A 24,334-nucleotide genomic window follows, 5' to 3' on the forward strand; every position below is an offset into this window, starting at 1 on the left:
GCCCCGCCCCTCGCTGCGATAGCGACGGGCGCACAACTCGGGCTCATCGAGCCGCGAGAGCGATTGGCCGTGGCTGTTTGACAGTGTGGATCGGAGAACGGGGAGATGCGGGGCGCCTGCCTCACTCACGGCGTCATCGCCCGACTTGATCGGGCGACCCAGTATTCCAGAGCGCCTGTGGCGATGGGGTGCTTTGCTGCGAGCGCTCCGCGATACTGGATCCCCGCCTACGCGGGGATGACGGTTGGGCGCGGAGCGACGCTACGAGGTCCAAGCTACCCACGGGTTTACAAACTATCCGCGAGTCATTCCTGGGTACGCAGCGAAGCTGCAGAACGCTTCGGGGATCCGGGTTCGCGTAGCAAGCGTAGCCCGCGTGAGCGAAGCGATACCCGGGACTCTCATGTTCGCTCACCCCCGCGTGTCGCTGCGCTCACGCGGGCTACTCACTCAAAGCCGCGACCAGCGTTTCGATCGGCAGGAACAGCGTCCGGCTGTCTTCGGGATATTCGATGAATTCGGCGCAGCGCAGATCAAAGCGCTTGGCCGCATCGTCCTTGGCGTGGACCAGAACCGCGCCGATACCGATGCTCTGCGACGCCAGCGCGATCCGGCGCAGCGCGTCCGAAAGCAGGTCCGCGCCGAGCCCCCTTCCGGCATGAGAGCGGCTGACGGCCAGCCGTCCGATCACCGACACCGGGATCGTGTCGGGCGCGTTGCGGCGGACCTTGCCGGGCGCTGCGGCGCGCTCGACCGCGCCCGCTGAAACGCAGAAATAGCCGACGACCTGATTGCCCTCGCGCACCACGTAGGTGCGCGAGAAGCGGCTTTCGTTCTTGAGCGCCCGTTGGCGCAACCAGTCGTTCGACACCGGCTCACCGCAATCGAACGCCGACAGATCGTGTGCAATCGTCAGGGGAACAGGAGCCGACAGACGGGAGCGTGGCTGGTTTGGCGCGTCGTCTATGTCCGCCATGCCGAGAAAGGCCATTGGCGCACGGCGCTGCGCCGCGCACTCTTTGACAATGACCGACCGCAGTCGCCGGCGATGTGCTTGCGCGTCAGCGCCGCTCGGCCTGCTCCTTGTCGGCCTCCGCGCCGGGCGAGGCTTCGTCGAGCGGGATGGTTTCGGGGGATGCGCTCGGGGTCCGGCCGGCGATGGTGCTGCGCTGCGGCGGCGCCGGGTCTGCGCCGCGTTTGCTGGCGGGGGTCTCGACCTTGTGCTTGTCGTCCGGCGCGCCGTTAGTGCTCATGGGAACCTCCTTGGTTGCCCGGACCAACGCGGTGGCGCGGCGTCGGTTGCTTTGGCACTGCGGCGGGCGCCGATCTGCGCGGACGCGGCGCTGCGTTCGCCGTCCGCGCATCGGCGACGACGCAGCAGACCCGGCCGCTACTTCACCGCCGCCCGCATCGCTTTCCAGTCGAAGCCTTTCGCCGTCGCCAGCGCTTCGTCTTCGCCGAGGCCCTTGAACGACAGCGACAGCGCGGCGGCGGGGCCGAGCGCGATCAGGATGGTGCCGGACTTGTCGCTGGCCTGGAACGTCCGCGTCACCTTGAAGCCGTCGATCGTGGTGGTGCTGGCCGGGCCGTGGCTGGCTTCGGTCTTCATCCCGGTGCCACCGGCCGCCAGCCGACTTTGTGCCGGCGCGCCGGCGAGCAGCTGGACGCTGACATGGATCTCGCCGCGCGCGTAGCCGCGCTGCACCACCACGATGCGGCTGCCGCCGTCCTGCATCGCCAGGCCGCCGAGCTTGCCGGCTTTCCAGCCCGGCAGCTCGACCAAGAGCGGCGCGTACGGCTCCAGCCCGTCCCCGGCGCGCGCCGGCGACGGCGGCGCCAGCACCGCCGCGGCGAGCACGGGCAACGCGACAGCCAAACCAGCAAGACGACGACGCGCGATCATGACAACCTCCAGTTCAAGACAGAGCCGCAACCTAACAAGGCCGCAGGCCGCAGCATTGATCTGAGCGCACGATCGCCGAAGGTCGCAGGGCCTCGCGTGGAGGATCCAAGCGCGCCGGATCGGGCGCAGGCCGCATCGCCACGACGCCATCGCGGAGAGGGGATTCGCCCTCGTCATGCGCGGGCTCGACCCGCGTATCCATCCAACGATAACCCGCTGTGCCATCGTCGCCCTCGTCCAGATGATGGGTCGCCGGGTCGAGCCCGGCGACGACGCGAAGCGCGCAAAAGGGCCCCGATACCCAAACATCGCCGCTGGTGGGCGCGCCGTGACGGCGCCTTCGCGATGGATCGCAAGCCGTCGCGACCAACCACCAACTTTGCGCCGCGCGGCGCGCGCCCGCCCCTCGTCGTGACGACGACGGGCGCATGGCTCGGACGCTGCGGCGCCGCGAGACTGTGGTTGCATGTCCAAGGCCGAACGGCCCTCGCCGCGCCTGACCGCGCACCTGGTGCGCGTTAACCCACCGTTAACGATAACACGGCGCTGACGCGAACCAGACAATTGTCGTCGCGATTAGTATCGCATCACAGCGAATGGAGAGATGCGATGAGCGAAGCGACCCTGATACTTCCGAACATGCGCGGCGGCTGCGCCACCGCCGACGGCAAGGTGCACACGCTGTTTCGGATCAACAGCCGCGTCCGGCGCGAGATGGCGAAGCCGGCCGCAATGACCTCATCACCACCAGCGGCGAATGATGATCACCCATCAGACGATCACGCGCGTGAAGGGTAAGTCCTTCGCGCGGCGCCTCACGCCGCCGCCGGCACCTTCACCCGCGCGCCGGGCGCAATCGTCGGCGGCGCGGCGTTGAGGTGATCGATCGCGAAACCGGCGGCGGCCTTGTAGCCGGCCATGAAGGCGGCGCGCTCGGCCGGCGAGATCACGTCGTCGATGTTGTCGAAGGTGCCGCCGCAGCGCTCGTCGACCAGGTTGAGCAGGCCGAACGGGCCGGCGCCGCGATTGCGCAGGATCAGCTGCGAGATCGGGCCGCACAGCTTGGTGTCGAACGCCGCCAGCGCCGCCTCGGTCGCGCCGTGCGCCACCATCGCGGCGCCGAGCTCGCGCGCGTCGACGATCGCCTGGGTGCCGCCGTTCGAGCCGGTCGGATACATCGCGTGCGCCGCATCGCCGATCAGCAGCACCGGGCCGTCGCGCCAGGTACTCACCGGATCGCGGTCGATCATCGGGTTCTCGTAAGCGGAGTCGGCCTCACGGATCATCGCCGGCACGTCGAGCCAATCCCACACCCAGCCGTCGAAATGATGCGCGAACTCGGAGGTCGGCACCTGCCGGAACCAGCCCTGCTGCTTCCAGCCGTCGGCATTGTCGAGCGTGACCTCGGCGATCCAGTTCAGCATCGACAGCCCGGTCGCGGGATCCGGATGCGAAATCGGATAGATCACCACGCGGTGGCGATGCGTGCCGAGGCCGATGAACGAGGCGCCGCTGCGGGTCGGCTTGCCCCATGTCGTGCCGCGCCACATCACCGCGCCGCCCCAATGGATCGGCGGCTGGTTCGGATGCATCTGCGCCCGCACCGCGGAGTGAATGCCGTCGGCGCCGATCAGCAGCGCGCCGGTGATTTCGGAACTGCCGCCATCGGCATGCTCCAGCGTCGCCACGACGCCGTCTGCGGTCTTGCGATAGGAAGTGACGCGGCGGCCGAGCTGCACCGCGTCCGCGCCGAGCCGCTCGATCACCTTCTCGTTCAGCAGCATGTGGAAGCGGCCGCGATGTACCGCATATTGCGGCCAGCGATAGCCGGCGGCCTTGCCACGCGGCTCGGCATAGATGTCGTTGCCGTTGAGGCCGACCAGCGCCCATTCCTTCGCCGGCAGGCCGACGCGATCGAGATCGGTTTCGGTGATGCCGAGGTCGAGCAGTTCGCGCACCGCGTTCGGCTGCAGATTGATGCCGACGCCGAGCGGGCGCATCTCGCGCGCCGCATCATAGACCACGCAGGGCACGCCGATCTGATGCAGCGTCAACGCCGCCGCAAGCCCGCCAATGCCGCCGCCGGCGATGATCACCCTGTCGCTCATGAGAAGGACGTCCTACCCGCTTGTGATTTCGACTTGCTGTAGCCAGCAACGCCGGGCGAGGCAAGCAAGGGAGGCCGGCAGGTGCGGCGCCGCCGGTATTCGGCTTTCGTTCCGACGACGGCGCTTGACGGCCACGAACATATCGGGAACGTTCTGCAATCAGGAATTGCAGAACGGCTGACCTGGTTACAGCGGAGGCGTCGATGCGGTGTCGTTGTCAGTCGTTCAGCGCAGCGTCGGCGCAGCAGATCGCCGCCCTGCCCGCGCCCGACAGGATGCCCGGTCGTGATTAGTCCGGAGGAAGGCGTCACCTCCAAACCGGACGCGCTACGGGTCAGCCCGGAAGCCGATCAGGTCACAGGCCGCTGTGAGTGCTGCGGCCAGATCAGCCGCCGTGTCTCGGGCACGATCTCGACGGCGGACGCCGCCGTCGCGGCCTATACGGTGTGGTGGACGGTCGGCCATATCGCCGAACACGGTGCGGAGTTCGACCTGATCTGCGGGCGCTGGGGCGACGGCACCACCGCGTCCGACCGCGCCGTCGTGCGGCTGCATCATTTCATCGCCCCGACCGGCCCGGCCGTGATGGTGCAGGATGCCAGCCTCGCGGACGGCCTCGACCGGCTGGCCGCGCACGCACTGCGGCGCGACGACATCATCGGCACGCCGCGTGCCGCAGAGGTGTTCGGGTTGTACGACGCGATCGCGCTGCAGGACGCACGGCTCGCCGAGCTGTTCGGCGCGCCGGTTCCTTGCGGGCCTTGCGGCCCGTGCGCCGAGCGCCGCAAGCTTCCGTCGCGGCGCAGTCGTTCGGGCCCGCGCCGTGGCCGGACTATTTGAAACCGATCGCCAGACCAGACAGATCGAGGTCGGCGATCAGGCCGACCTGCGAGCCGGACAGTTCGAGCACCGCGCCCTTCTCGTTGCGCAGCACGATGGCGCGGGCGCCGACGCCGATCGCAGCCCCGGCCCCGACCGCGCCGTACACGCCGGCGACGTCGCGCGGCGAGCGGATGTTGCTGACGCGCCCCGACAGCTGCGCCTTCGAGCCGCCGAACACCAGGCCGTAGGACAAGCCGCCGATCGACAGCGGATAGCGCTTGCCGTGGAAGTTCAGCATCCCCGAGCCGCCGGAGCCGCCGATCACCCAGCCGCCTTTGTAGATCGTCAGCGTGATCCGTCCCTCGTCGGCGCGCGCGCCGGTGACGAAGCCACCGAGCAGCAGCAGGGCGGCAACAATCCCGAACCAACGACGCATCATCATCCCCCTTCGATCACCGGACCCGAGCGTTCCGGCTGTACAGTTTTCAGCCCCGCGGTCGCGAGGACGATTCGATCGAGTCAGCATAGCAGGGGCTGCGGGCCACCGGGACATGGCGGTAAATGCAACTGACACGCAGCGCCGCTACGCGCCGACACGACCATCGTCGAGGCCGGTTCGATGGGTAAAACCCTGCCATTTTACGGGGCCCGGCTTCCGGCGCGGCGGAATTGACGATAGGTTGAGGAACGGTTTTCCGAGGATCAAGCGGTGCTGCGCAAAGCCTTCATGAAAGTGTTTTCGGCCCATCCGGTCGAGACCATCGCCGCCTGCACCGGTCTGTTCATGATCGTGCTCGGCTTCGCGCTCGGCACCCAGTCCGGTTGGATCTGGTTCTGGGGTCAGGTGTCGGCGATCTTCGGCGCCAGCCTCGCCACGCTGGCGGTGGTGTGGACGCTGCGCCAGCGCGCCGCCGAAGCCCGCATGGCCGCCAATCTCGACGTGCTGGCGCGCCAGCTCGAGACTTCGATCAGCCAGATCCACAAATCGGTGAAGGGCGGCCGCGACGAGTCGATCCCCGCTGCCGTGTACTTGGCGCAGATCGAGCAGTGCATCGACAATCTGATCGGCGTCACCCACGAGCTCGGCGAGATCACCGGCCGGCAACTGCCGTTCGACGTGATCGAGATGCTGACCGCACGTGATACGCTCCAGATCGAGGCGCGGATCACCGACGGCCGCACCCCGGAGCGCAAGCTGGTCACCGAGACCGAGAACTGCCCGGCCTGCAAGAAGCAGGTCGAATTCCAGGTCGGCAGCCTGCCCGGCGACAGCGCCAAGCCGACCTGCCCGCATTGCGGCCAGCGCTTCCACGCTCACCGCTCGACCAGCGGCAACATCTTTCTGCGGATGCCGGGCGCCTCGCAATTCACCCGCGCGGTGTCGGTCAATTGCCCGGTGTGCGCCAGCAAGATCCCGGCGAATATCGACCAGGGCAAGCAGCATTCGGAGACGCGTTACTGCTTTTCCTGCGGCGCCAAGGTATCGATCGATCCGCTCGGCCAGCAATGCACGCTGCTCAACAAGCAGGACCGCCTGCCCGGCCATCTCAACGGCGCCGGCACGCTGGTGTGCGACAAGTGCAACGACCCGGTGATCACGCTGACCTCGAACAGCGCCGGCACCTACGGCATCTGCCGCAAGGACGACGGTCTGGTGTTCTCCGCCGCGGCGAGCGCAGCGTCCCACGCTGCGCCGGCCGCCTCCGCCACCAAGCCGGCGGCGGCGGACGCGGTGGCGCGCAGCGACGCCGCCGAGTAGCGCCGCCTCGCGACCTCGCGCCGGCATCGTTCACGTCGGCCTCATTCACGTCGGCCTCATTCACGTCGGCCTCATTCACGTCGGCCTCATTCACGTCGGCCTCATTCACGTCGGCCGCTGCCGCCTCGGCGCGGAATTGAAGCCGTCACGCAAGCTCTGGTACAGTCGCGTCGTCAAGAATCGTTTGGGGGCGTTGCGTGGCTGAAACTGAATCCACCCGCCGCGGACGTCCGGGGCCACAGGGCCCGCGCGGACGTCCCGGTGAACCGGGCCGACCGGGACCACAAGGACATCCGGGCCGTCCCGGCCCCGAAGGCCCCCGCGGCAAACCGGGTCCGGTCGGCAAACCCGGACCGATCGGCAAGGCCGGTCCGCAAGGCAAGCCCGGCGTCGCCGGCAAGCCTGGCCCCGACGGCAAGCCCGGCCCGCAAGGCAAACCCGGCCCGCAAGGGCCCCGCGGTGAACAAGGCCCCCGTGGCGAGCAGGGTCCGCGCGGCGAACAGGGCCCCCGCGGTGAGCCCGGCCCCGCCGGCGCGCTGCCCTCGATCGACCAGGTGATGCCCTGGCTGCACCTGATCTTCGACGCCTACGAAGACTACAAGGCGCAGCGGGCGCGCGAGGCACGCGAACTCGAGGAGCGGATCGCCGCCGAAGCGCTCGAGCAGGCAGCGCGCGAAGCCGCCGCGCGCGAGGTCGCCGCCGCGATCGAAGCCGCCAATGCCGAAGCCGAGATCGTCGAGGACGACGACGCGAACCCGGATGGCGGCAAGAAAAAGAAGAAGCGCAAGCACAAGGACTGAGCGGCTTGCGCAGGATCGCCGCGTGGCGGTCAGCCGAACCGCGCGCGCGATCGTTCCCTCGCCTTCGCCGCTTCGATGTCGCGGTCGCGCGGCGCGGCTGGCGTCTGCAGCGACGTCAGCAGCGTACGCGCGGCGCCGGTGATCTCGCTCACGGCGCGATCGAACGCCGCGGCATTGGCTCGCGACGGCGCATTGAATCCGGACAGCTTGCGGACGAATTGCAGCGCGGCTGCGCGGACCTCGTCGTCGGTCGCCGGCGGTTCGAAGTTGAACAGCGTCTTGATGTTGCGGCACATGGCAGCGGCCCTTCGCGTGTCGACAGGCCGCCGATGGTAATCGAGGCCACCCGCGAGACAACACGGAACCGCCGCGACACAAAGCCTTGCCGAACGCCGTGCGATGATTAGCTGACGCCAAGGCGCGCAACGAACGGCGGAGACGGCGGCATGGCTTCGACGATCTGGTACTACACGGTTCTGGTCGTCGAATCCGTGCTCGGCATCGTCGGCCTGCGGCTGTACGAGGAGCCGAGCTACGCCGTGCTCGACCGGCCCGCCGAGGCGGTCGAGATCCGCCGCTACGCGCCGCGCGTCGCCGCCGAGGTCGACCTCGAGCGCCGCGGCAATGCCGACGGCCAGGCGTTCACGCTGCTGTTCAACTACATCGCCGGCGCCAATCGCGGCAGTTCGGGCGCCTCCGAGCGCGTCGCGATGACGGTGCCGGTCGATGTCGCACGTCCGGCCAAGATTGCGATGACGGCCCCGGTCGAATCCGCGACGCAGGACCGCATGACGCGGATGCGGTTCTTTCTGCCGGCCACCTTCTCGGCTGATACTGCGCCGAAGCCCGACGACGCGCGGGTCCAGATCGTCACCGTGCCGGAGCAGACCATCGCGACGCTGCGCTTCTCCGGCACCGGCCGCGACCTGCGCGAGCGCGAGCAGCAACTGATCGCGGCGCTCGCCAACACGCCGTGGCAGCCGGTCGGCGCGCCGTACGGCCTGTTCTACGACGCGCCGTTCACGCTCCCCTTCGTCCGCCGCAACGAAGCCGCGGTGCAAGTCACGCGGCGCTGATCCTCCCCACCGGCAGCGCTTCGAAGCGCATCGCGCGCATGGTTCAGGCATCGCTCGGCGAAGGCAGCCGGATACGGCTTCTGTGACATCCGTAAGACTACGTAAGGCACCTCACAGAACGATTCACGCCGTAACGTGCTGATTGCAGGTAACCATTTGCCTCAACACGCGATTTCGGACGTCCTTTGTTAACCGTGGTTTCACGAGGTCGGGCGTAGTGCTGGCCGCGATGCGCCATGGCGCAACTCACGATTTCGGCGCGGTCCTGCCTTGTCCTGGCGCACCCGCTCAATACGAAGGTTCTCGACATGAGACTCAACAGTATCGGCATGAAGCTCGGCTTTGCGAGCCTGACCAGCATCGCGCTGTCGCTGGGCATGGCGGCCAATCAGCTGACGACCGAGCGATCGATCAACGTCGTCAACGCCCGCGCCGACGCCTTGCAGATGGTCGCCGATCACGGTCTCGAAGCCAACGTCGCGCTGCGCCGGATGCAGCTCGCTGCCGCCGAGCTTCGCCTCGCCGCGACGCCGGCGCAGCTCGAGGCGGCCGTCACGACGCTGCACGACGCGCGCGAGACGGCCGACCGGCAGATCGCGATCGCGGTCGCGCAGGCCACAGACGGCGCCGAGAAGGAGCGGCTGCAGTCGATCGGTACTCTGGCCTCGCAGTACGATCGTGCGATGACCGAGGCCGGTGCCGTGATCAAGTCGGTGCTGAGCGGCACTGCCAGCGACGCCGACAAGGCGAGACGCGATCAACTGGTGTCGCAGACTCAATCGATGGCGACGCAGGCGCTCGGCCTGATGCGCGAGGCGGTCGATCGCGCCGAACAATCGGCGAGAACGACCAAGAAGCAGGCCTCGGACGAGCTGTTCAGTGCCAACCGGATCAACTTCGCGCTCGGCATGCTGGTGATGACCTCGCTGGTGATCTCGATGGTATTCACCTTCTTCGGCATTTCGCGGCCGCTGATGCGGCTGAACGGCGCCCTGGGCAAGATGGCGGGCGGCGAGCTCGACGTCGAGATCCCCGGCGCGGCGCGCGGCGACGAGATCGGCGACATCGCCAAGACCGTAGTGGTGATCCGCGAGAACGCCGATCACCGGGCGCGCGAGGAAACCGAGCAGAAGGCGCACCAGGACGAAATGGCGGCGTTGCAGCGCAAGCAGGAAATGCAGAAGCTCGCCGACGCCTTCGAGGGCGCGGTCGGCCGCATCGTCGAAGCGGTGTCGAGCGCGTCGACCGAACTCGAAGCCTCCGCCAGCAAGATGGCGCACACCGCCGAGGAAGCCGAAAAGCTGACCGCCGCGGTCGCCGGCGCGTCGGAAATCGCCACCAGCAACGTGCAGTCGGTCGCTTCCGCCACCGAGGAAATGGCGTCGTCGATCCACGAGATCAGCCGTCAGGTCCAGGACTCGTCGCGGATCGCCAGCTCCGCGGTGCAGCAGGCCAACAAGACCAACGACCGCATCAATCAGCTCGCCACCGCGGCGCAGCGGATCGGCGACGTCGTCGATCTGATCAACACCATCGCCGGCCAGACCAACCTGCTGGCGCTGAACGCCACCATCGAGGCGGCGCGGGCCGGCGAGGCCGGTCGCGGTTTCGCGGTGGTCGCAGCGGAAGTGAAGGCGCTCGCCGAGCAGACCGCCAAGGCGACCGACGAAATCAGCCAGCAGATTTCGGGGATGCAGTCGGCCACCGAAGAGTCGGTGTCGGCGATCAAGGAGATCGGCACCACCATCGGCCAGATGTCGGAGATCTCGTCGGCGATCGCTTCGGCGGTCGAGCAGCAGGGCTCGGCCACCCAGGAGATCTCGCGCAACGTCCAGCAGGCGGCGCAGGGCACCATGCAGGTCAGCGCCAACATCGCCGACGTCGAGCGCGGCGCAGCGGAGACCGGGATGTCGTCGTCGCAGGTCCTGGCGGCGGCGCGGTCGCTGTCCAGCGACAGCACTCAGCTCAAGACCGAGGTGGCGCGCTTCCTCAGCTCGGTGCGCGCGGCGTAACGCCTTCCGTGTCAGCAAAGGCAACGGCCCGGCCTCACGCGAGGCCGGGCCGTTGCCGTTTCTACCGTTCGCATCTGACCTTGCATTTCACATCCCATGATTGCAGATTTGAGCTGCGGCCGGGGGAGGTTGCAGTGCGTGTTGCAAGTTGCGTGATCGCCATCGCGTTGGCCGGATGCGTCAGCAATGAATCACTCAAGTCCGGCAGTTGGCGGATCGATCAGCGACCGGACCTGATCACCGGGACGCCGGTGGCGGGCGCCTTCACTCTGACCACGCGGGCCTCGAACAGCACCGACCCGCTGATGGCGGCACCGGCGACGCTGCAGCTCACCTGCTTTGAGAACCGGCCGATCGCCAAGGTCAATTTCGGCTTCAGAATTGGCAGCGATCGCAACACCAGCCTCGGCTATCGGTTCGACGACAAGCCGGGACACGACAGTGTGGAATGCGGGTGTTGCTCGGCTTTCGGGTGATCGTGATCGAAGACGCCGCAGCGCTGCAGCAGTTCATTGCCGACCTGCGCGGGTCCAGTCAGCTCGTGGTGCGGATCAGGTCGCTGAACGCCGGAACCAGCACCGCCGTCTTCAAGGTCGACGGCTCGGACGCCGCGATCGAGGCAGCCTACAAGGACTGCTCGTTGCCGCAGGCGCGTGAGCCGCGCCGGACGAGCTGAGAGCCTGACCGGGAATGCCGGCAATCAGACCCGGCAGCTTCGTTTCAACCGTCCGGCTTGTCCGGTCTCGCATTGGCAGCCGACTCGGAACAAGGCTGCCCCCACTGGATGGAGGCAGCCTGACTTCACGATCAGTGATCGAGCTCGCCGATGTGGCGCTGCTGATACAGCTCGACGCCGACCCGATTGACCAAATCGATCTGGGTCTCAAGGAAATCGATGTGACCTTCCTCGTCCTTCATCAGTTCCTCGAACAGATCCCGCGACACGTAATCCTTGACGCTGTGGCAGTAGGTCGCCGCTTCCTGGTAGAGCGCACGGGCGTCGAGCTCGGCCTGCAGATCGGCGGCCAGCACTTCCTTGATGTTCTGGCCGATCCGCAGCGGATCGAGCACCTGCATGTTCGGGAAGCCGTCGAGAAACAGGATCCGATCGGTGAACTTGTCGGCGTGCACCATCTCCTCGATGGATTCCTTGCGCCAGACCTTGGCGAGGTCCTTCAGGCCCCAATTGTCGAGCAGCCGATAGTGCAGCCAATATTGGTTGATCGCCGTCAGCTCGCTGCGCAGCCCGCGGTTGAGATACTCGATGACCTTTGCATCGCCCTTCATGTGGTTCCGTCACTCCTGCAATCGGCGAACCGCTGGCGCGGCCGCTTTAGAATTAGAATAATTCTAGATCACACTGCGGGTGAAATGCAATCCCGGCTGTGCACGGCACGGGCTGGGGGTGCCCGAAGGACGGATCAGAAGGACGAATCAGGAGCCCGTGTGACGATGATCAGCGCCGCACAGCGCTTCGTTCATGATGTTCTTGATGGTGTGCATGCAGCGCCCGCACTTGCGACTGCAGCCGAGACAGCGGTGCACCTCGCCCGGGTTCCGAGCGGGTCCACCCTCGGAATGCATCGTGGCGCGGACGTCGTGGTCGCTGAGGACGTTGCAAGAACAAACGATCATCGGTCTCAATCCAGCAGGTCGCAGCTTTCGAATAGTGAGTTGCAGTCGCTGAAGCAAAAGGAAAACGTGCAAATTCAAGCTATTCCAATCTGCGATAGGCGGCTTGATTTCCGTCAACCACGACACTCCGGCTGTTTAGATCCGCTCTACATTTCGCGGGGCCACGAGGATGCCCCAGCATCTTCGGCAAGGCTGCGCGGCCGCTGGCTCTGCGCTTGATTGCTCGGCGGTACGACCGACAATGGCGGCACTGCGGCGGCCGTATTCATGGTTCGTTCAATCGATTGGTGAAAGGTTACGGGTGCTGGACCATGGCGGGGTCGCGCCCGCGGCCCATCGGGTCCGGTGCTCGTTCGAGAGGTGATGCCATGAGAAAGTCGATGATGGCTTTGGCCGCGGCCGCGACGCTGGCGGTTGCGGCGGTTGGATCAACCGCGCCCGCACAGGCACATGACGGCTTCGGCGCGGGAATCGCCGCCGGGCTGATCGGCGGCGCGCTCATCGGCGGCGCGCTCGCCTCGCCGTACTACGGCGGCCCCGGCTATTATTACGGCGGCGGATATGGTTACGGCTACGGCCCGCGCTACGTCTACGGCTACCGCCCCGCCCCGGCTTACGTGGTCGCGCCCGGCTACTATGGCGGCTGCTACTGGCAGCGGCAGCAATTCTGGGACGGCTATGGCTGGCGAATCCGCCGGATCCGCGTCTGCGAGTGACGGTGAACCTTTCACCGTCCGATCCGACGAAATCTACAGCCCGGACGCTCCGCGGGATGCCGCGTGACCTCGGCCCGAAAAACACCGTTTTTCGGCGACACTGATCCGGCCTGCGAGTTGCGACAATTGACGGCATTGCGCTTTTTTGGTGCTGTGCCGTCGGGGACTACCGGTTCGTTCACCAAGCGCCAGGCGCGGCGCGATCTCAGGAGAGCCTCTCAAATGAAGAAGACTGTTACCGTCCTGCTTGCGGCCGCGACCGTTGCCGGGTCGCTGGTCAGCATTGCACCGGCCGCCAAGGCCGATGGCGGCCGGATCGCCGCCGGCGTCGCGGGCGGCCTGATCGGCGGCGCCCTGCTCGGTGGCGCGATCGCCGCCAGCCGTCCGGCCTACGCCGAACCCGCCCCGGTTTATGTCGAAGAGCCCGATTGCCGCTTCGTGCGTGAGCGGTTCTGGGACGACTACGCCGGCGTGTGGCGTTCGCGCCGCGTCCGCGTGTGCGATTGATCGAGAGCGTTCCGAGCCGCGCGCATCCCGCGCCTCCCGCAAGTATCCGACCCGGCCGAGCGATCGGCCGGGTTTTCGTTTGCGATCAGCGTGCCGCTTCGATCGACCGCAGCACCGGCTCGCTCGGCCAGCAATCGACCTTCAGCCCGGCGCGCTTCTGATAAGCGCCGAGTGCGGCGCGGGTCAGCATCCCGGCCTTGCCGTCGACCTTATCCTGATACAAGCCGAGCCGCGTCAGTCCGCGCTGCATCGCTTCGACGTCCTTGGTGCGAAGCTGCGACGAAGCAGACCACGGCGTCGCGAACGGACGCGGATCGGTCATCCGGTCGGCGAGATGGCCGACGAACAGTACGTAAAGGTCCGAGAAATTGTATTCCTTGATCACGAAGTAGTTCTTCGTGGTCAGGAACGCCGGACCGTAGATACCTTCGGGCTGTAGCAGCGACGCGGGCTGCCGCAGTTCCTCGGCGGTCAGCTTGGCCGGCCGCGCCAGCGCAAAGCCTTCGTGCAACCACTGGCCGATCGGCTTGGTCACCTCCGGCACGCCGTGCGTACAATCGGCCCGCGCCGGCGCCTTGACCTCATAGGCCCAGCGCACGCCGCTCTGCCAACCCTTGTTGACGAGCTGCTGCGCCGCCGACGCCAGCGCGTCCGGCACCGAATGCCAGATGTCGACCTTGCCGTCTCCGTCGAAATCGACGCCGTGCTTGTAGTATTCGGACGGCAGGAACTGGGTCAGACCGGTGGCACCGGCCCAGGACGAACGCATGCCCTGCCGCGTCACCACTCCGTCGCTGATGATCTTCATCGCCTCGATGAATTCGACGCGATACTGCTCCTTGCGGCGCCCGACATAGGCCTGGGTCGCCAGCACCCTCACGGCGTCGTACGGCAGCTTGTAACGGCCGTAGTCGGTTTCGCGGCCCCAGATCGCCAGCACCACCGGCCCCGGGACGCCGAACCGCCGCTCGATTCCGTTCAGCGTCGACCGGTACTTGTCGAGCAGCTTGCGGCCGTGCGCGGCGAGGTTCTCGATCCGCGATTCCTTGACGTAGTCCGCCGGGACCTGGACGAATTCGGCCTGCCGCGGTGCGCCGGTCTTCGGTCGGCCCGGTAGCATCAGGTCGGGCAGCTTGTAGTCCGGCTCGAGGCCGGCGGTGACCGCATCGAAGGTTGCGCGCGAGACGCCGGCCTGCTGCGCTTCCGGCCACAACGAGGCGAGGAAGCGCGCGAAGCCTGCGTCGGCGGCCAGCGCCGTCGCGGGCCCCAGCCACAGCAGCGCGCCGACGAGGCCCGCCGCCCGTGCCCATCGCATCAATGCCCGGCGTGCGCCTTGGCTTCCTCGATCGCCAGATTCGAAATCCGATCGACCCAGGCGATGCCGATCGCCGACAGGATGAACACGGTGTGGATGATGGTCTGCCACATCACCCCGGTTTCGGTGTAGCCACCGACCCGGCCCTCGGCGCCGATATTGCCGGCCTCGATGAAGGTCCGCAGCAGATGGATCGAGGAGATGCCGATGATCGCCATCGCCAGCTTGATCTTCAGCACGCTGGCATTGACGTGGCTGAGCCATTCCGGCTCGTCGGGATGGCCGCGCAGGTTCAGCCGCGACACGAAAGTCTCGTAGCCGCCGACGATCACCATCACCAGCAGGTTCGAGATCATCACGACGTCGATCAGACCCAGCACCGCCAGCATGATCTGCTGTTCGCTGAAATCGAACGAGTGCTGGAACAGGTGCCACAGCTCCTTCAGGAACAGCACGACGTAGATGCCCTGGGCGACGATCAGGCCGACATAGAGCGGCAATTGCAGCCAGCGCGAGCCGAAGATCAGCATCGGAATCGGGCGCAGCCGCTCGCCCTTCGGCGGCAGCGGCGTCTCGGGTGTCATCGACATGAAAGAAAGCTCCGAACAGCGTGGTGGGGCGAACAGTCACTTGGGAACTTCCTTCGATTCTGTCGAGAGTCCCGGGAGCGGCGTTTAACCGCAGTTCGGGCTGACACAGCGGCAGCGCCGAGCAACCACACCGGATCACCGGCCACGCCGGCTATTTGACGGCGACGAGGAAGATCCGCGGAAACCGCAACAGCACCTTGCCGTCGGCTTGCGGCGGATACGCGGCAGCGATCCGCGCCGTGTAGGCGGCCAGGTAGCCCTTGCGCTCGTGCAGTTCGAGCGGATCGATGAAGGGCCGCAGTCCGGTGCCCTTGACCCATTCGACGATCGCTTCGGGCCCGTCGAGAACGTGGTTGTAGACCGTGTGCCAGATCTCCAGCCGGCTGCACAGCGGCCGCAGCGCGTCGTAATACACACCCGGCTTCGGCAGCGTGTCGCGCAGCTCGGCGGCTTTCGACAATTGCTGCCGCCACGGCTCCTGCAACGCGACTTCCCGCATCATGATGTGCGACGGCTCGTCGAGATTGTCGGGCATCTGCACCGCGAGCACGCCGCCGGCATCGAGCCCGGCGACCAGCCGCTTGAGATGTTTGAGGTGGTCCGGCACCCACTGGAACACCGCGTTGGCGAACAGCACCTCGGTGCCGGCCGGCGGCGCCCAGTGCGCCACATTGGCCTCGATGAACTTGTGCTCCGGCAACCGCTCGCGCGCCTGGCGCAGCATGTCGGCGGAGGTATCGACGCCGATCACCGCGGCCTCCGGCCAGCGCTCGACCAGCAGTGCGGTCGAATTGCCCGGGCCGCAGCCGATGTCGGCGACCTTGCGCGGCGCCGTGGTCGGCACCTGCGCCAGCAGATCCCGCGCCGGCCGGGTCCGCTCGTCTTCGAATTTCAGATATTGCTCGGCATTCCAGTCGGCCATTCAGCGTCCCTTGCGCCCCCGAGTCTGCGAGGGGAAAGCTATTGATCGGGAAGGATTTTGCAATATCCTCCAGCGATCGTATATTTGTGACATATACAGATGATCGACCTGAGCCGCGTCGTCGGCTTCGATTGGGACGATGGCAACTCGACCAAGAGCACGCAGAAGCACGCCGTAAGCCGCGGCGAGGCCGAGCAAGTCTTCGCCAACACGCCGCTGCTGCTCTTCACCGACTGGACGCACAGCACGTCAGAGCCGAGGTATCATGCTTACGGGCAGACCGACGCCGGACGGCTCATCCAGATCAGCTTCACGCTACGCCAGGATGGCACTCTGTTGCGTGTGATATCTGCCCGACCGATGAGCGCAAAGGAGCGCGCGAGATATGGCCAAGAAGCTTAAGCAGGTTCCGAAATTCGCAAGCGAAGCTGAAGAGCGTCAATTCTGGGAGACGCACGACACTGCGGATTATTTCGACTTGTCGAAGGCGGTCCCCGTCCGCTTTCCAAACCTCAAGCCATCTACCGTTTCGATCTCGCTACGCCTCCCCGTCGCCATGCTGGAGCAGATCAAAGTCGCCGCCAACAAGCGCGACGTGCCGTATCAGTCGCTGATCAAGATGTGGCTGAGCGAGAAGGTGGGGTAGCCTACTCGCTTGAAAATCAGCTCTAACTTCCGGCGGGACATACCAAGACCTAAGGCGGCCAGACCGAGAGGAAGTTCGATTCTGCTCCCGCTGCGATCCATCTGGCGACATCGAGCCGCTTCGGAGCAACTCTCGTCACCTTCCACGACAGGTTGACCGCGGCCGGTTCAATCGAACAGCGCGAACATCCTCAGACTGGCTTAGCTGACGCGCCTCAGCGCGTCAGCTTCTTGTACTTGGCCCGGTGCGGGATGATGGCGTCCTGGCCGAGACGGCGCATTTTGTCCTTCTCGTAGTCCTGGAAGTTGCCTTCGAACCATTCGACGTGGCTGTCGTCTTCGAACGCCAGGATGTGGGTGGCGATACGGTCGAGGAACCAGCGATCATGGCTGATGATCACGGCGCAGCCGGCGAAATCCTCCAGCGCCTCTTCGAGCGCGCGCAGGGTGTCGACGTCGAGGTCGTTGGTCGGTTCGTCGAGCAGTAGCACGTTGGCGCCGGACTTCAGCATCTTGGCGAGGTGGACGCGGTTGCGTTCACCGCCCGACAGCGAGCCGACCTTCTTCTGCTGATCGCCGCCTTTGAAGTTGAACGCCGAGCAGTAGCCGCGGGAATTGACTTCCTTCTTGCCGAGCAGGATCAGCTCGTTGCCGTCCGAGATCTCTTCCCAGACGGTCTTCTTCGGATCGAGCGCGTCGCGCGACTGATCGACATAGCCGAGCCGCACGGTCTCGCCGACCGTGATGGTGCCGGAATCCGGTTTCTCCTGCCCGGTGATCATCCGGAACAGCGTGGTCTTGCCGGCGCCGTTCGGGCCGATCACACCGACGATGCCGCCCGGCGGCAGCTTGAAGGTGAGATCGTCGATCAGCAGCCGATCGCCGAAGCCCTTGGTGAGGTGCTCGAAATCGACCACGTTGTTGCCGAGTCGCTCGGCGACCGGAATGATGATCTGTGCGGTCTGGGTCTGCTTCTCGCTGGCCTTGGCGAGCAGTTCCTCGTAGCGCTGATAGCGAGCCTTGGACTTGGCCTGGCGGGCCTTCGGCGAGGCCGCGATCCACTCCTGCTCGCGCTCAAGGGTCTTCTGATGGGCCGCATCCTCGCGGCCTTCCTGCAGCAGCCGCTTCTGCTTCTGCACCAGCCAGGACGAGTAGTTGCCCTCGTACGGAATGCCGCGGCCGCGATCGAGCTCGAGGATCCAGCCGGTGACGTTGTCGAGGAAGTAACGGTCGTGGGTGACGATCAGGATCGCGCCGGGATAGTTGCGCAAGTGCGTTTCCAGCCACGACACGCTCTCGGCGTCGAGATGGTTGGTCGGCTCGTCGAGCAGCAGCAGGTCGGGCTGGTCGAGCAGCAGCTTGCACAGCGCGACGCGGCGGCGTTCGCCGCCCGACAGCTTGCTGACGTCGGCGTCGTCCGGCGGGCAGCGCAGCGCGTCCATGGCCTGGTCGACCTTGCTGTCGAGATCCCACAGCCCTGCGGACTCGATCTGGTCCTGCAGCGTCGTCATCTCGTCGGCGGTTTCCTCCGAGTAGTTCATCGCCAGCTCGTTGTAGCGATCGAGGATCGCCTTCTGCTTGGCGACGCCGAGCATGACGTTTTCGCGCACGGTGAGCGCCGGATCGAGCTGCGGCTCCTGTTCGAGATAGCCGACGCGGGCCCCCTCGGCGACCCAGGCTTCGCCGGTATATTCCTTGTCGATCCCAGCCATGATCTTCAGCAGGGTCGACTTACCGGCGCCATTGACGCCGAGCACGCCGATCTTGGCGTCCGGGTAGAACGACAGATGGACGTTATCCAGCACCTTGCGGGTCGGATAGGCCTTGGTCAGGCCCTGCATGAAATAGACGAACTGGCGAGCCATTTTGGCCTTGCAACCTTCACGAGCTTTGAGAGAGGATGCCTCTTCTAGCGAAACCAACCGCATTTCACAATCGACGATGCGGTCGCTGCGGGGCCGACAATGGTGGCCACAGAGCAGACGGAAGCTGGTGAGTTCACGTCCGATACGATTCCGTCCAGGGCTGCCGATCCGCTCGGCATCCGGGCCGATGTGAATGCCTTCGCGCGGATGATCTGCCTCGAACAGGCGACGCCGCCACTGTCGATCTGCCTGCTGGGCGAATGGGGCTCCGGCAAGTCGACCTTCATGGAAGGCATCCAGAGCGAGGTTAAACGACTCACCGCACCGCCGACCATGGGCCGCGCCGCCCCTGCACCGGCGGAGGACGAGCCCAATTTCGTCGAGGACATCGTCCAGGTCCGGTTCAACGCCTGGCATTTCGCCGACGCCAATCTGTGGGCCAGTCTCACCGCGGTGTTCTTCGATCAGCTTCGCCGCGGCGGATATGACGGCGGCCGGCAGCGCGATTATCAGGAGCTGATCACCAAGGTCGCCGCCAGGGTGAGAAGTCTGGAGGCGAGCGCTGCCCAGGCGGCCGGCAAGGTGGACGACGCCAAGCGCAAGCTGGAAACCGCCACCGCGGCCCTGACGCTTGCGGAGAAGCAGCTCGCCGCCAGCGAAATCGCGCTGGCTTGGGACCAGCTCCAGGCGGATTTCGAGACCATCCGCAAGGACAACCAGGCCAAGCTGAAAGAGATCGGCCGCCGCGTCTATCGCGACGATCTGGCGGCGGATACCAAGACATTCGCTGCCGCCGTTGCGGACGCTGTCTCGGCGCCGGGAAAGCTGGCCTTGATCGGACGCATCCTGATCGGCGGCGGCCCGGCCACCTGGCTCGGCATCGTTGCGGTGATCGCGATCTGCGCCATCGGCATCGCACTGCCGGCGATCGACACGGCCGATGCCGCGACCTTGTATCAGCGGATCGGCGCCTGGGGTGCCGGCAGTTTCGCGGCGCTCGGCGCGCTGTGGCAGGCGTTCCGGACGGCCAAGCCGATCATGGACGGCGCCTGGACCTACGCCAAGGCAGTCGAAGGCGCGCGCGAGAAGGCCGCCAAGGATCTCGAAGCCAAACGCAAGCAAGCAGCCGAGGCCGCCGCGGCATTGACCGCCGCCGAGGCGGAGCTCGCGGCCTCGCAGAAGCCACTGTCCGCATTCCACGGCCAGCCTGCCGATGCACCCGCCACCATCCTGCGCTACTTCCTGTTCGAAGACAGCGACGTGCGCGAGTACGACAAGCACGTCGGCATCGTCAGCCGGGCGCGACGATCGTTCGAGCAGCTCGATGCCATCGTCGCCACTGCCCGGCGCGGCCGCAAGGCCGACGACAAGTTTCAACAAGGCGTCCCGCTGTCCAGGGACGAAACAGCGCTGCGCGCCAAATGGCTGGCGGCCGGTGATGGCGCCGGCCTGCGCGTGCCCGACCGGATCGTGCTGTATATCGACGATCTCGACCGCTGCAGCCACGAGCAGGTCTACGCGGTGCTGCAGGCGATCCACCTGCTGCTGTCATTTGAACTGTTCGTGGTGGTGGTCGGGGTCGACGTGCGCTGGATCGAGGCGGCGATCGCCAAGTCGTTCGACAAGGACAGCGCTTCCCGCAACGACGCCCTGCAAGTCCCGAGCATCGCGCGGCGCAAACAGGCGCTCGATTATCTGGAGAAGATCTTCCAGATCGCGTTCTGGCTGGAACGTCTGACGCTCGGCGACGGCGCCGCCGAAGGCAGTTACGGCGCTTATGTGCGAACGCTCCTGAAAGAGAACGAGCGCGCGACACCCGGCCTGAACATCTTCAAGTCGGTGCTGGCATCGACCTCGGCCCGGCTGGACGCCGACTTTGCTCGCGAGCTCGCCGGAAACGGGCTGGAAGCCCCCGGCGGTGCCCTGGCGCTGCCGGGCGAGCCGGTTCCGGAGGAAGACGAGTTCGGCGCGGTGAACGCGGCGCTGGCCTCGCTCAAACTGGAGGCGGAAGAGGTCGCGCTGCTCGCGAGTCCCTTCATCGGCGCGCTCGCCTGCAAGTCGCCGCGCGCCGTGAAGCGGCTGGTGAACATCTATCGGATCGTGCGAGCCCGGCTGTCCGACAGCGATCTGGCGCAGTTCCTCGGTAGATCGGGCGATCCGCCGCGCTACCCGGTCGCCACGCTGCTGGCGGCGATCGAAACCGGCCAGCCGCTCGAATTGGTCGAGCTGTTCTACCCGGCGCTGGATGCGCTGCCGCGCGACGCAGTTCTGGCCGACGCACTGCGGGATCCGGCGTATGGCGAAGCCACGCCACCGGCCGCATCCGGCGCCGCCGGCACGGGACGCGGTCTGCTGAAGCAAGCCGTCGCGTTGGAGCCCGCGCTCGCTGACGCGATCCGCACCATCGACAAAGAGCACCCGCAGGCGTTCACGGTCGAGGTGTATTTGCAGATGGCCAGACTGGTGCGTCGCTATTCGTTCAAACGCTCCTACTGACGGCACGCCCGATCGTCGTTAACGCATCGTTCAGCCTGTTCTCGCGAACTGACGGAATGCGAACGATTCGAAGACAATCTTAACGGCCTCGTCCAACACTCGTCATCGACAGCGGCGAACATGCGCCGTCGCGCCGGAACGCGCCGACCAGGGGCAGAACGATGGCGAGCCTCACCACCACCAGCGAAGCAGGACGCGACGAGCCGGAGGGCGCGCGCGACGACAGCCTGCTGGCCGAGATCCGCCTGTTCTGGCGGCTGTTCATTGTTCAGGCGTTCACGCCGTATCGACCCGAACTGTACTACATGCGCGGCCCCGGCCCGGCCTGGCGCGCCAAGCACGGTCACAAGCCCCCGCCGCACGGCTGATCCGCCGCCGAGATTCGTCGACCGGCCAACAAAAAGCCCGCCGTGGCTGTCACCGGCGGGCGTTCTGTCCGTTCAGAAATCGCGTATCAGCGACGGATCAGCTCAGCGGATGGTGACCGGCGCCGGCAGCGGCTGCACCGAGGTCGGCTGTGCGCCCGGCAGCGGCGCCAGCTGCTGCGGCATCGATTGTCCGGTCGCGGTGGTGGCAGCGGGCTGCGCCTGCGCGGTGGCGGTCGGCTTCGGCGGCGCCCCGGGCATCACCACGACGCGGGTGCCGACCTTGACGCGCTCGAACAGGTCCTCGACGTCTTCGTTCAGCATGCCGATGCAGCCCGAGGACACGAACTTGCCGATCGTCGACGGCTGGTTGGTGCCGTGGATGCGGTAGACGGTCGAACCGAGATACATCGCGCGGGCGCCGAGCGGATTGCCCGGACCACCGGCCATGAAGCGCGGCAGGTAAGGCTGACGTTCGATCATCTCGGTCGGCGGATGCCAATCCGGCCACTCCGCCTTGCGGGTGATCTTCTGGACGCCGGTCCAAGTGAAGCCGTCGCGCCCGACGCGGACGCCGTAGCGAACCGCGCGGCCGTTGCCGAGCACGTAGTACAAATGGGTGTTCGCGGTGTCGACCACGATGGTGCCGGCCGGCTCCTTGGTCTTGAAGTCGACTTCCTGCCGGCGCAGATTCGGCGGCAGTTGCACGCTCTGCTCGGCCTCCGGCTGGTCTTCCGGCGGCAACGCCGAGACCTGCAGCGGCCTGCCGTCGGCGCCGATCTGCGGCGATGCCGCGGCCGTGCCGGCCGGCCCAGCGTCGACGCCCGCCGGCGGACGCATGCCGTCGCCGCGGTCGGAATAGATCACCGAAGGCGGGCTCATCGGGCGGCCGTAGCGGGGATCATCCGGCGACATCACCGGTCCCTGCGGCGCTGCGGCCGGGGCCGCGTTCGAATAGCTCGTGGCGCCCATCGGGCGGCCGTAACGCGGGTCGTCGGGCGACAGCACCGGCCCCTGCGGGGCGGCGGCCGGGGCCGCGTTGGAATAGGTCGGAGCCGCCATCGGGCGGCCGTAGCGTGGATCGTCCGGCGACAGCACAGGTCCCTGCGGGGCGGCGTTGGAATAGACCGGCGCACCGAGCTGCCGGCCATAGCGCGGATCGTCCGGCGACGTCACCGGTCCCGGCGGAGGCAGCGTCCCGGAGTCGCGGGCGATGGGCGCATCCTCGTCGTCGACGCTGTCGAAATTCGGCAGCCCGGGACGGTCGTCACCGGCCTGCCCGACATACACGCCGGGAGTCGAGGGATAGCTCTGCGCGAGCGCGGGGGAGGTTCCCGCGGCGACCACGGCGGCGGACGCCAGCAACGTCAGTAAGCGCTTGTTCATCATAACCCGTTTGTAAATCGGAGCGGCAACCGGACCGTTAACGGCGTCGGGATGCCGGAGGATCGCGGCGCATTCAAGACGATGCCGGCACAATCACGCGAATTTTGCCGGTATTGGCCTCGCGAAGCCGTCGCGGAGCTCGAAAAACCGCCGAGATCGGCGGCGTGCGTCCAGAGAGACCCGGCGAAACCGTGCGGCCGATCCAAAGCTCCGAGCGTCCGCGGACAACCGGGTGCAAGCAGCGGGCCCAGCCCAGGCGCTTCGCGTCACGTGGCACGACTCATTTTGCGCTATTCTCGGATGGCTTTGATTCGCGGCGGATTTTGTGCGCCGTGAAGCGATGTCGCAGTGGTCGCCGCGTTGGTGTTGGTCAAAAGTGGTCGTCGCGCCCGACGCGTGACGACGGAATCAATCCGAGATGCTCCCCGGTTTTCGGTTTCTGTTCGCGGCGATTACGCTTGCGGTTTCGTTGCTGGTGTTCGGTCTCGGTGCCGCAGCCCTGCTTCGCGCGGCGCACGAGCAGTTCGTGAACGTGCATACCGTGCGGCCGCCGGCGATTACGCTGCTGGCGCGTGCGCCGGACACGGCAACCACGCCGAGCCTGAGCCTGCTGCGGGTCGATCCGCCGGCTCGCCCGGACACCGCCGCCCCTGCGCCCGCAACAGCTGCTGCCGTGGCGCACCCCCCCGCCCCTCCGGCAGCAACCGACCTCGCGGCGCCGCTTGACGGCAGCGTGAATGCCAAGCCCGAAGCCGGCGCGCCTGAGCAGACCCAAACGGCCGATCTCCAGCCTGCGCCCTCCGAAACGTCAGCCGCGACGTCGGCATCCCGGTCCGAGGCTGAGCAGGCCCCGTCCGCGCCAGAGCCTGCGCCGCAGCTCAGCGCGACTCCATCGCAACAGCCGGCCGATGCGCCCGAGGCAACTCCGGCGCCACCGAGCGCTGCTGCGGTCGCAGCCCTTGCGACGGGTGCTTCTCCGCCAGTGGAAAAATTGCAGGCCGACGACAAGCCCGCCGTTCCGACGCCCGGCCAACCCGCAGCGACCGAACCCCCGGCGCCCGTCAGCCCGCTCGCATCGGCCCCCACCGAACCTGCAGCCGAGCCGCTGCCCGAGGTTGCGCCGCTCAGCGGACCGATCCCGACGCCGCGGCGCGATCCGCGCGAAAGACCCAAGGCTGCAATCTTGGCGACCCCAGCTACCGCTGAACCAGTGGCGGCCGGCGCCAATTCACTCGACGTCACCGGATCGATCGGTGAGACCCTGCCGCCCTTGGACGCGACGCCTCTGCCGGTGGCGCGACCGAAGCCCGTGGTCCGGCGCCCCGCCAAGCAGCCACGCCGAGTGGTGCGCCGACGTCTGCCGCGCAGCGAACAACAATCGCCGGATTCCGGTTTCGGCCTGTAGACGCAGC

Annotated in this window: 28 protein-coding genes; 15 read left to right on the forward strand and 13 right to left on the reverse strand. The window is 66.8% G+C overall.

The features are described 5' to 3' along the window. Window positions 1-442: 442 nt before the first annotated feature. From DWA33_RS15815 to DWA33_RS15825, 3 genes are all read right to left on the reverse strand, one after another. Entirely contained in the window at window positions 443-976 is a 534-nt protein-coding gene (locus DWA33_RS15815; protein ID WP_114359252.1) for a GNAT family N-acetyltransferase, read from the reverse strand. Window positions 977-1,061: 85 nt separating this feature from the next. Beyond that, window positions 1,062-1,253 carry a hypothetical protein gene (locus tag DWA33_RS15820; RefSeq protein ID WP_114359065.1) on the reverse strand — a complete coding sequence of 64 codons (192 nt, stop codon included), beginning with the start codon at window positions 1,251-1,253 and terminating at the stop codon, window positions 1,062-1,064. A 137-nt stretch (window positions 1,254-1,390) separates the two neighbouring features. Beyond that, the gene (locus tag DWA33_RS15825; RefSeq protein WP_114359067.1) at window positions 1,391-1,903 is read right to left on the reverse strand and encodes a hypothetical protein; all 513 of its coding nucleotides are present in this window, start codon (window positions 1,901-1,903) and stop codon (window positions 1,391-1,393) included. Window positions 1,904-2,512: 609 nt separating this feature from the next. Here DWA33_RS15825 and DWA33_RS15830 point away from each other — a divergent pair. Then, on the forward strand, window positions 2,513-2,701 hold the full coding sequence (locus tag DWA33_RS15830; protein WP_114359068.1) for a hypothetical protein: 189 nt from the start codon (window positions 2,513-2,515) through the stop codon (window positions 2,699-2,701). A 17-nt stretch (window positions 2,702-2,718) separates the two neighbouring features. Here DWA33_RS15830 and DWA33_RS15835 read toward each other — a convergent pair whose 3' ends face one another. Beyond that, entirely contained in the window at window positions 2,719-4,011 is a 1,293-nt protein-coding gene (locus DWA33_RS15835; protein ID WP_114359070.1) for a flavin-dependent oxidoreductase, read from the reverse strand. Between the two features lie 285 nt (window positions 4,012-4,296). Between DWA33_RS15835 and DWA33_RS15840 the strand changes: the two genes are divergently transcribed. Then, window positions 4,297-4,851, forward strand: coding sequence for a hypothetical protein (locus DWA33_RS15840; RefSeq protein WP_114359072.1), 555 nt, complete (start codon window positions 4,297-4,299; stop codon window positions 4,849-4,851). Here DWA33_RS15840 and DWA33_RS15845 read toward each other — a convergent pair. Further along, window positions 4,844-5,269 carry a hypothetical protein gene (locus DWA33_RS15845; RefSeq protein WP_181902422.1) on the reverse strand — a complete coding sequence of 142 codons (426 nt, stop codon included), beginning with the start codon at window positions 5,267-5,269 and terminating at the stop codon, window positions 4,844-4,846. The two genes, DWA33_RS15840 and DWA33_RS15845, sit on opposite strands and share 8 nt — an antisense overlap. A gap of 273 nt (window positions 5,270-5,542) precedes the next feature. On the opposite strand from DWA33_RS15845, the gene DWA33_RS15850 reads away from it, so the two are divergent. Both DWA33_RS15850 and DWA33_RS15855 read left to right on the forward strand, forming a co-directional pair. Beyond that, entirely contained in the window at window positions 5,543-6,592 is a 1,050-nt protein-coding gene (locus DWA33_RS15850) for a zinc ribbon domain-containing protein (RefSeq protein WP_114359074.1), read from the forward strand. Window positions 6,593-6,789: 197 nt separating this feature from the next. Next, entirely contained in the window at window positions 6,790-7,392 is a 603-nt protein-coding gene (locus DWA33_RS15855; protein WP_114359076.1) for a collagen-like domain-containing protein, read from the forward strand. Window positions 7,393-7,421: 29 nt separating this feature from the next. On the opposite strand, the gene DWA33_RS15860 is transcribed toward DWA33_RS15855, so the two are convergent. Next, window positions 7,422-7,688, reverse strand: coding sequence for a DUF2277 domain-containing protein (locus DWA33_RS15860; protein WP_114359078.1), 267 nt, complete (start codon window positions 7,686-7,688; stop codon window positions 7,422-7,424). Between the two features lie 150 nt (window positions 7,689-7,838). Here DWA33_RS15860 and DWA33_RS15865 point away from each other — a divergent pair, with 150 nt between their 5' ends. The 4 genes from DWA33_RS15865 (at window position 7,839) to DWA33_RS25480 (ending at window position 11,156) form a co-directional block, all read left to right on the forward strand. Further along, a complete protein-coding gene (locus DWA33_RS15865) occupies window positions 7,839-8,468 on the forward strand; it encodes an SOUL family heme-binding protein (RefSeq protein WP_114359080.1) in 630 nt (209 codons plus the stop codon). Window positions 8,469-8,776: 308 nt separating this feature from the next. After that, the gene (locus DWA33_RS15870) at window positions 8,777-10,480 is read left to right on the forward strand and encodes a methyl-accepting chemotaxis protein (RefSeq protein WP_114359256.1); all 1,704 of its coding nucleotides are present in this window, start codon (window positions 8,777-8,779) and stop codon (window positions 10,478-10,480) included. Window positions 10,481-10,614: 134 nt separating this feature from the next. Continuing rightward, window positions 10,615-10,956, forward strand: a complete 342-nt coding sequence (locus DWA33_RS25475) for a hypothetical protein (RefSeq protein WP_244601317.1) — start codon at window positions 10,615-10,617, stop codon at window positions 10,954-10,956. Next, window positions 10,953-11,156, forward strand: coding sequence for a hypothetical protein (locus DWA33_RS25480; RefSeq protein WP_244601318.1), 204 nt, complete (start codon window positions 10,953-10,955; stop codon window positions 11,154-11,156). The genes DWA33_RS25475 and DWA33_RS25480 overlap by 4 nt, the downstream gene beginning before the upstream one ends. Before the next feature lie 131 nt (window positions 11,157-11,287). On the opposite strand, the gene bfr is transcribed toward DWA33_RS25480, so the two are convergent. Together bfr and DWA33_RS15885 are read right to left on the reverse strand one after the other, a co-directional pair. Then, window positions 11,288-11,767, reverse strand: a complete 480-nt coding sequence (bfr, locus tag DWA33_RS15880) for a bacterioferritin (RefSeq protein WP_114359081.1) — start codon at window positions 11,765-11,767, stop codon at window positions 11,288-11,290. A 147-nt stretch (window positions 11,768-11,914) separates the two neighbouring features. Next, window positions 11,915-12,115, reverse strand: coding sequence for a (2Fe-2S)-binding protein (locus tag DWA33_RS15885; RefSeq protein WP_114359083.1), 201 nt, complete (start codon window positions 12,113-12,115; stop codon window positions 11,915-11,917). A gap of 368 nt (window positions 12,116-12,483) precedes the next feature. Between DWA33_RS15885 and DWA33_RS15890 the strand changes: the two genes are divergently transcribed. Further along, entirely contained in the window at window positions 12,484-12,831 is a 348-nt protein-coding gene (locus DWA33_RS15890; protein WP_114359085.1) for a hypothetical protein, read from the forward strand. Between the two features lie 222 nt (window positions 12,832-13,053). Next, complete coding sequence (locus DWA33_RS15895; protein ID WP_114359087.1) at window positions 13,054-13,338, forward strand: hypothetical protein; 285 nt, start codon at window positions 13,054-13,056, stop codon at window positions 13,336-13,338. A gap of 85 nt (window positions 13,339-13,423) precedes the next feature. On the opposite strand, the gene DWA33_RS15900 is transcribed toward DWA33_RS15895, so the two are convergent. The 3 genes from DWA33_RS15900 to tam form a co-directional block, all read right to left on the reverse strand. Next, window positions 13,424-14,653: a lytic murein transglycosylase gene (locus tag DWA33_RS15900; RefSeq protein WP_167443224.1), complete on the reverse strand. Its 1,230-nt coding sequence runs from the start codon at window positions 14,651-14,653 to the stop codon at window positions 13,424-13,426. Continuing rightward, window positions 14,653-15,243, reverse strand: coding sequence for a TIGR00645 family protein (locus DWA33_RS15905; RefSeq protein WP_114359091.1), 591 nt, complete (start codon window positions 15,241-15,243; stop codon window positions 14,653-14,655). The genes DWA33_RS15900 and DWA33_RS15905 overlap by 1 nt, the downstream gene beginning before the upstream one ends. Before the next feature lie 151 nt (window positions 15,244-15,394). Beyond that, window positions 15,395-16,165, reverse strand: coding sequence for a trans-aconitate 2-methyltransferase (gene tam, locus DWA33_RS15910; protein ID WP_114359093.1), 771 nt, complete (start codon window positions 16,163-16,165; stop codon window positions 15,395-15,397). Window positions 16,166-16,264: 99 nt separating this feature from the next. Here tam and DWA33_RS15915 point away from each other — a divergent pair, with 99 nt between their 5' ends. Continuing rightward, the gene (locus tag DWA33_RS15915; RefSeq protein ID WP_114359095.1) at window positions 16,265-16,567 is read left to right on the forward strand and encodes a BrnT family toxin; all 303 of its coding nucleotides are present in this window, start codon (window positions 16,265-16,267) and stop codon (window positions 16,565-16,567) included. Beyond that, a complete protein-coding gene (locus DWA33_RS15920; RefSeq protein ID WP_114359097.1) occupies window positions 16,551-16,811 on the forward strand; it encodes a BrnA antitoxin family protein in 261 nt (86 codons plus the stop codon). Before DWA33_RS15915 ends, DWA33_RS15920 begins: the two co-directional genes overlap by 17 nt. Before the next feature lie 214 nt (window positions 16,812-17,025). Here the strand turns inward: DWA33_RS15920 and ettA are convergent, their stop codons facing one another. Continuing rightward, window positions 17,026-18,675 (reverse strand): energy-dependent translational throttle protein EttA, encoded by a 1,650-nt coding sequence (ettA, locus tag DWA33_RS15925; protein ID WP_114359099.1) that lies wholly within the window; start codon window positions 18,673-18,675, stop codon window positions 17,026-17,028. Between the two features lie 99 nt (window positions 18,676-18,774). Between ettA and DWA33_RS15930 the strand changes: the two genes are divergently transcribed. Both DWA33_RS15930 and DWA33_RS15935 read left to right on the forward strand, forming a co-directional pair. Further along, on the forward strand, window positions 18,775-21,171 hold the full coding sequence (locus tag DWA33_RS15930) for a P-loop NTPase fold protein (protein WP_114359101.1): 2,397 nt from the start codon (window positions 18,775-18,777) through the stop codon (window positions 21,169-21,171). A gap of 161 nt (window positions 21,172-21,332) precedes the next feature. After that, entirely contained in the window at window positions 21,333-21,539 is a 207-nt protein-coding gene (locus DWA33_RS15935; protein ID WP_114359103.1) for a hypothetical protein, read from the forward strand. A gap of 102 nt (window positions 21,540-21,641) precedes the next feature. On the opposite strand, the gene DWA33_RS15940 is transcribed toward DWA33_RS15935, so the two are convergent. Further along, window positions 21,642-22,925, reverse strand: coding sequence for a L,D-transpeptidase (locus DWA33_RS15940; RefSeq protein ID WP_114359105.1), 1,284 nt, complete (start codon window positions 22,923-22,925; stop codon window positions 21,642-21,644). Between the two features lie 415 nt (window positions 22,926-23,340). Here DWA33_RS15940 and DWA33_RS25255 point away from each other — a divergent pair, with 415 nt between their 5' ends. Next, complete coding sequence (locus DWA33_RS25255) at window positions 23,341-24,327, forward strand: hypothetical protein (RefSeq protein ID WP_167443223.1); 987 nt, start codon at window positions 23,341-23,343, stop codon at window positions 24,325-24,327. Window positions 24,328-24,334: the final 7 nt, after the last annotated feature.

Source organism: Rhodopseudomonas pentothenatexigens (assembly GCF_900218015.1).
Taxonomy (GTDB): Bacteria; Pseudomonadota; Alphaproteobacteria; order Rhizobiales; family Xanthobacteraceae; genus Rhodopseudomonas; species Rhodopseudomonas pentothenatexigens.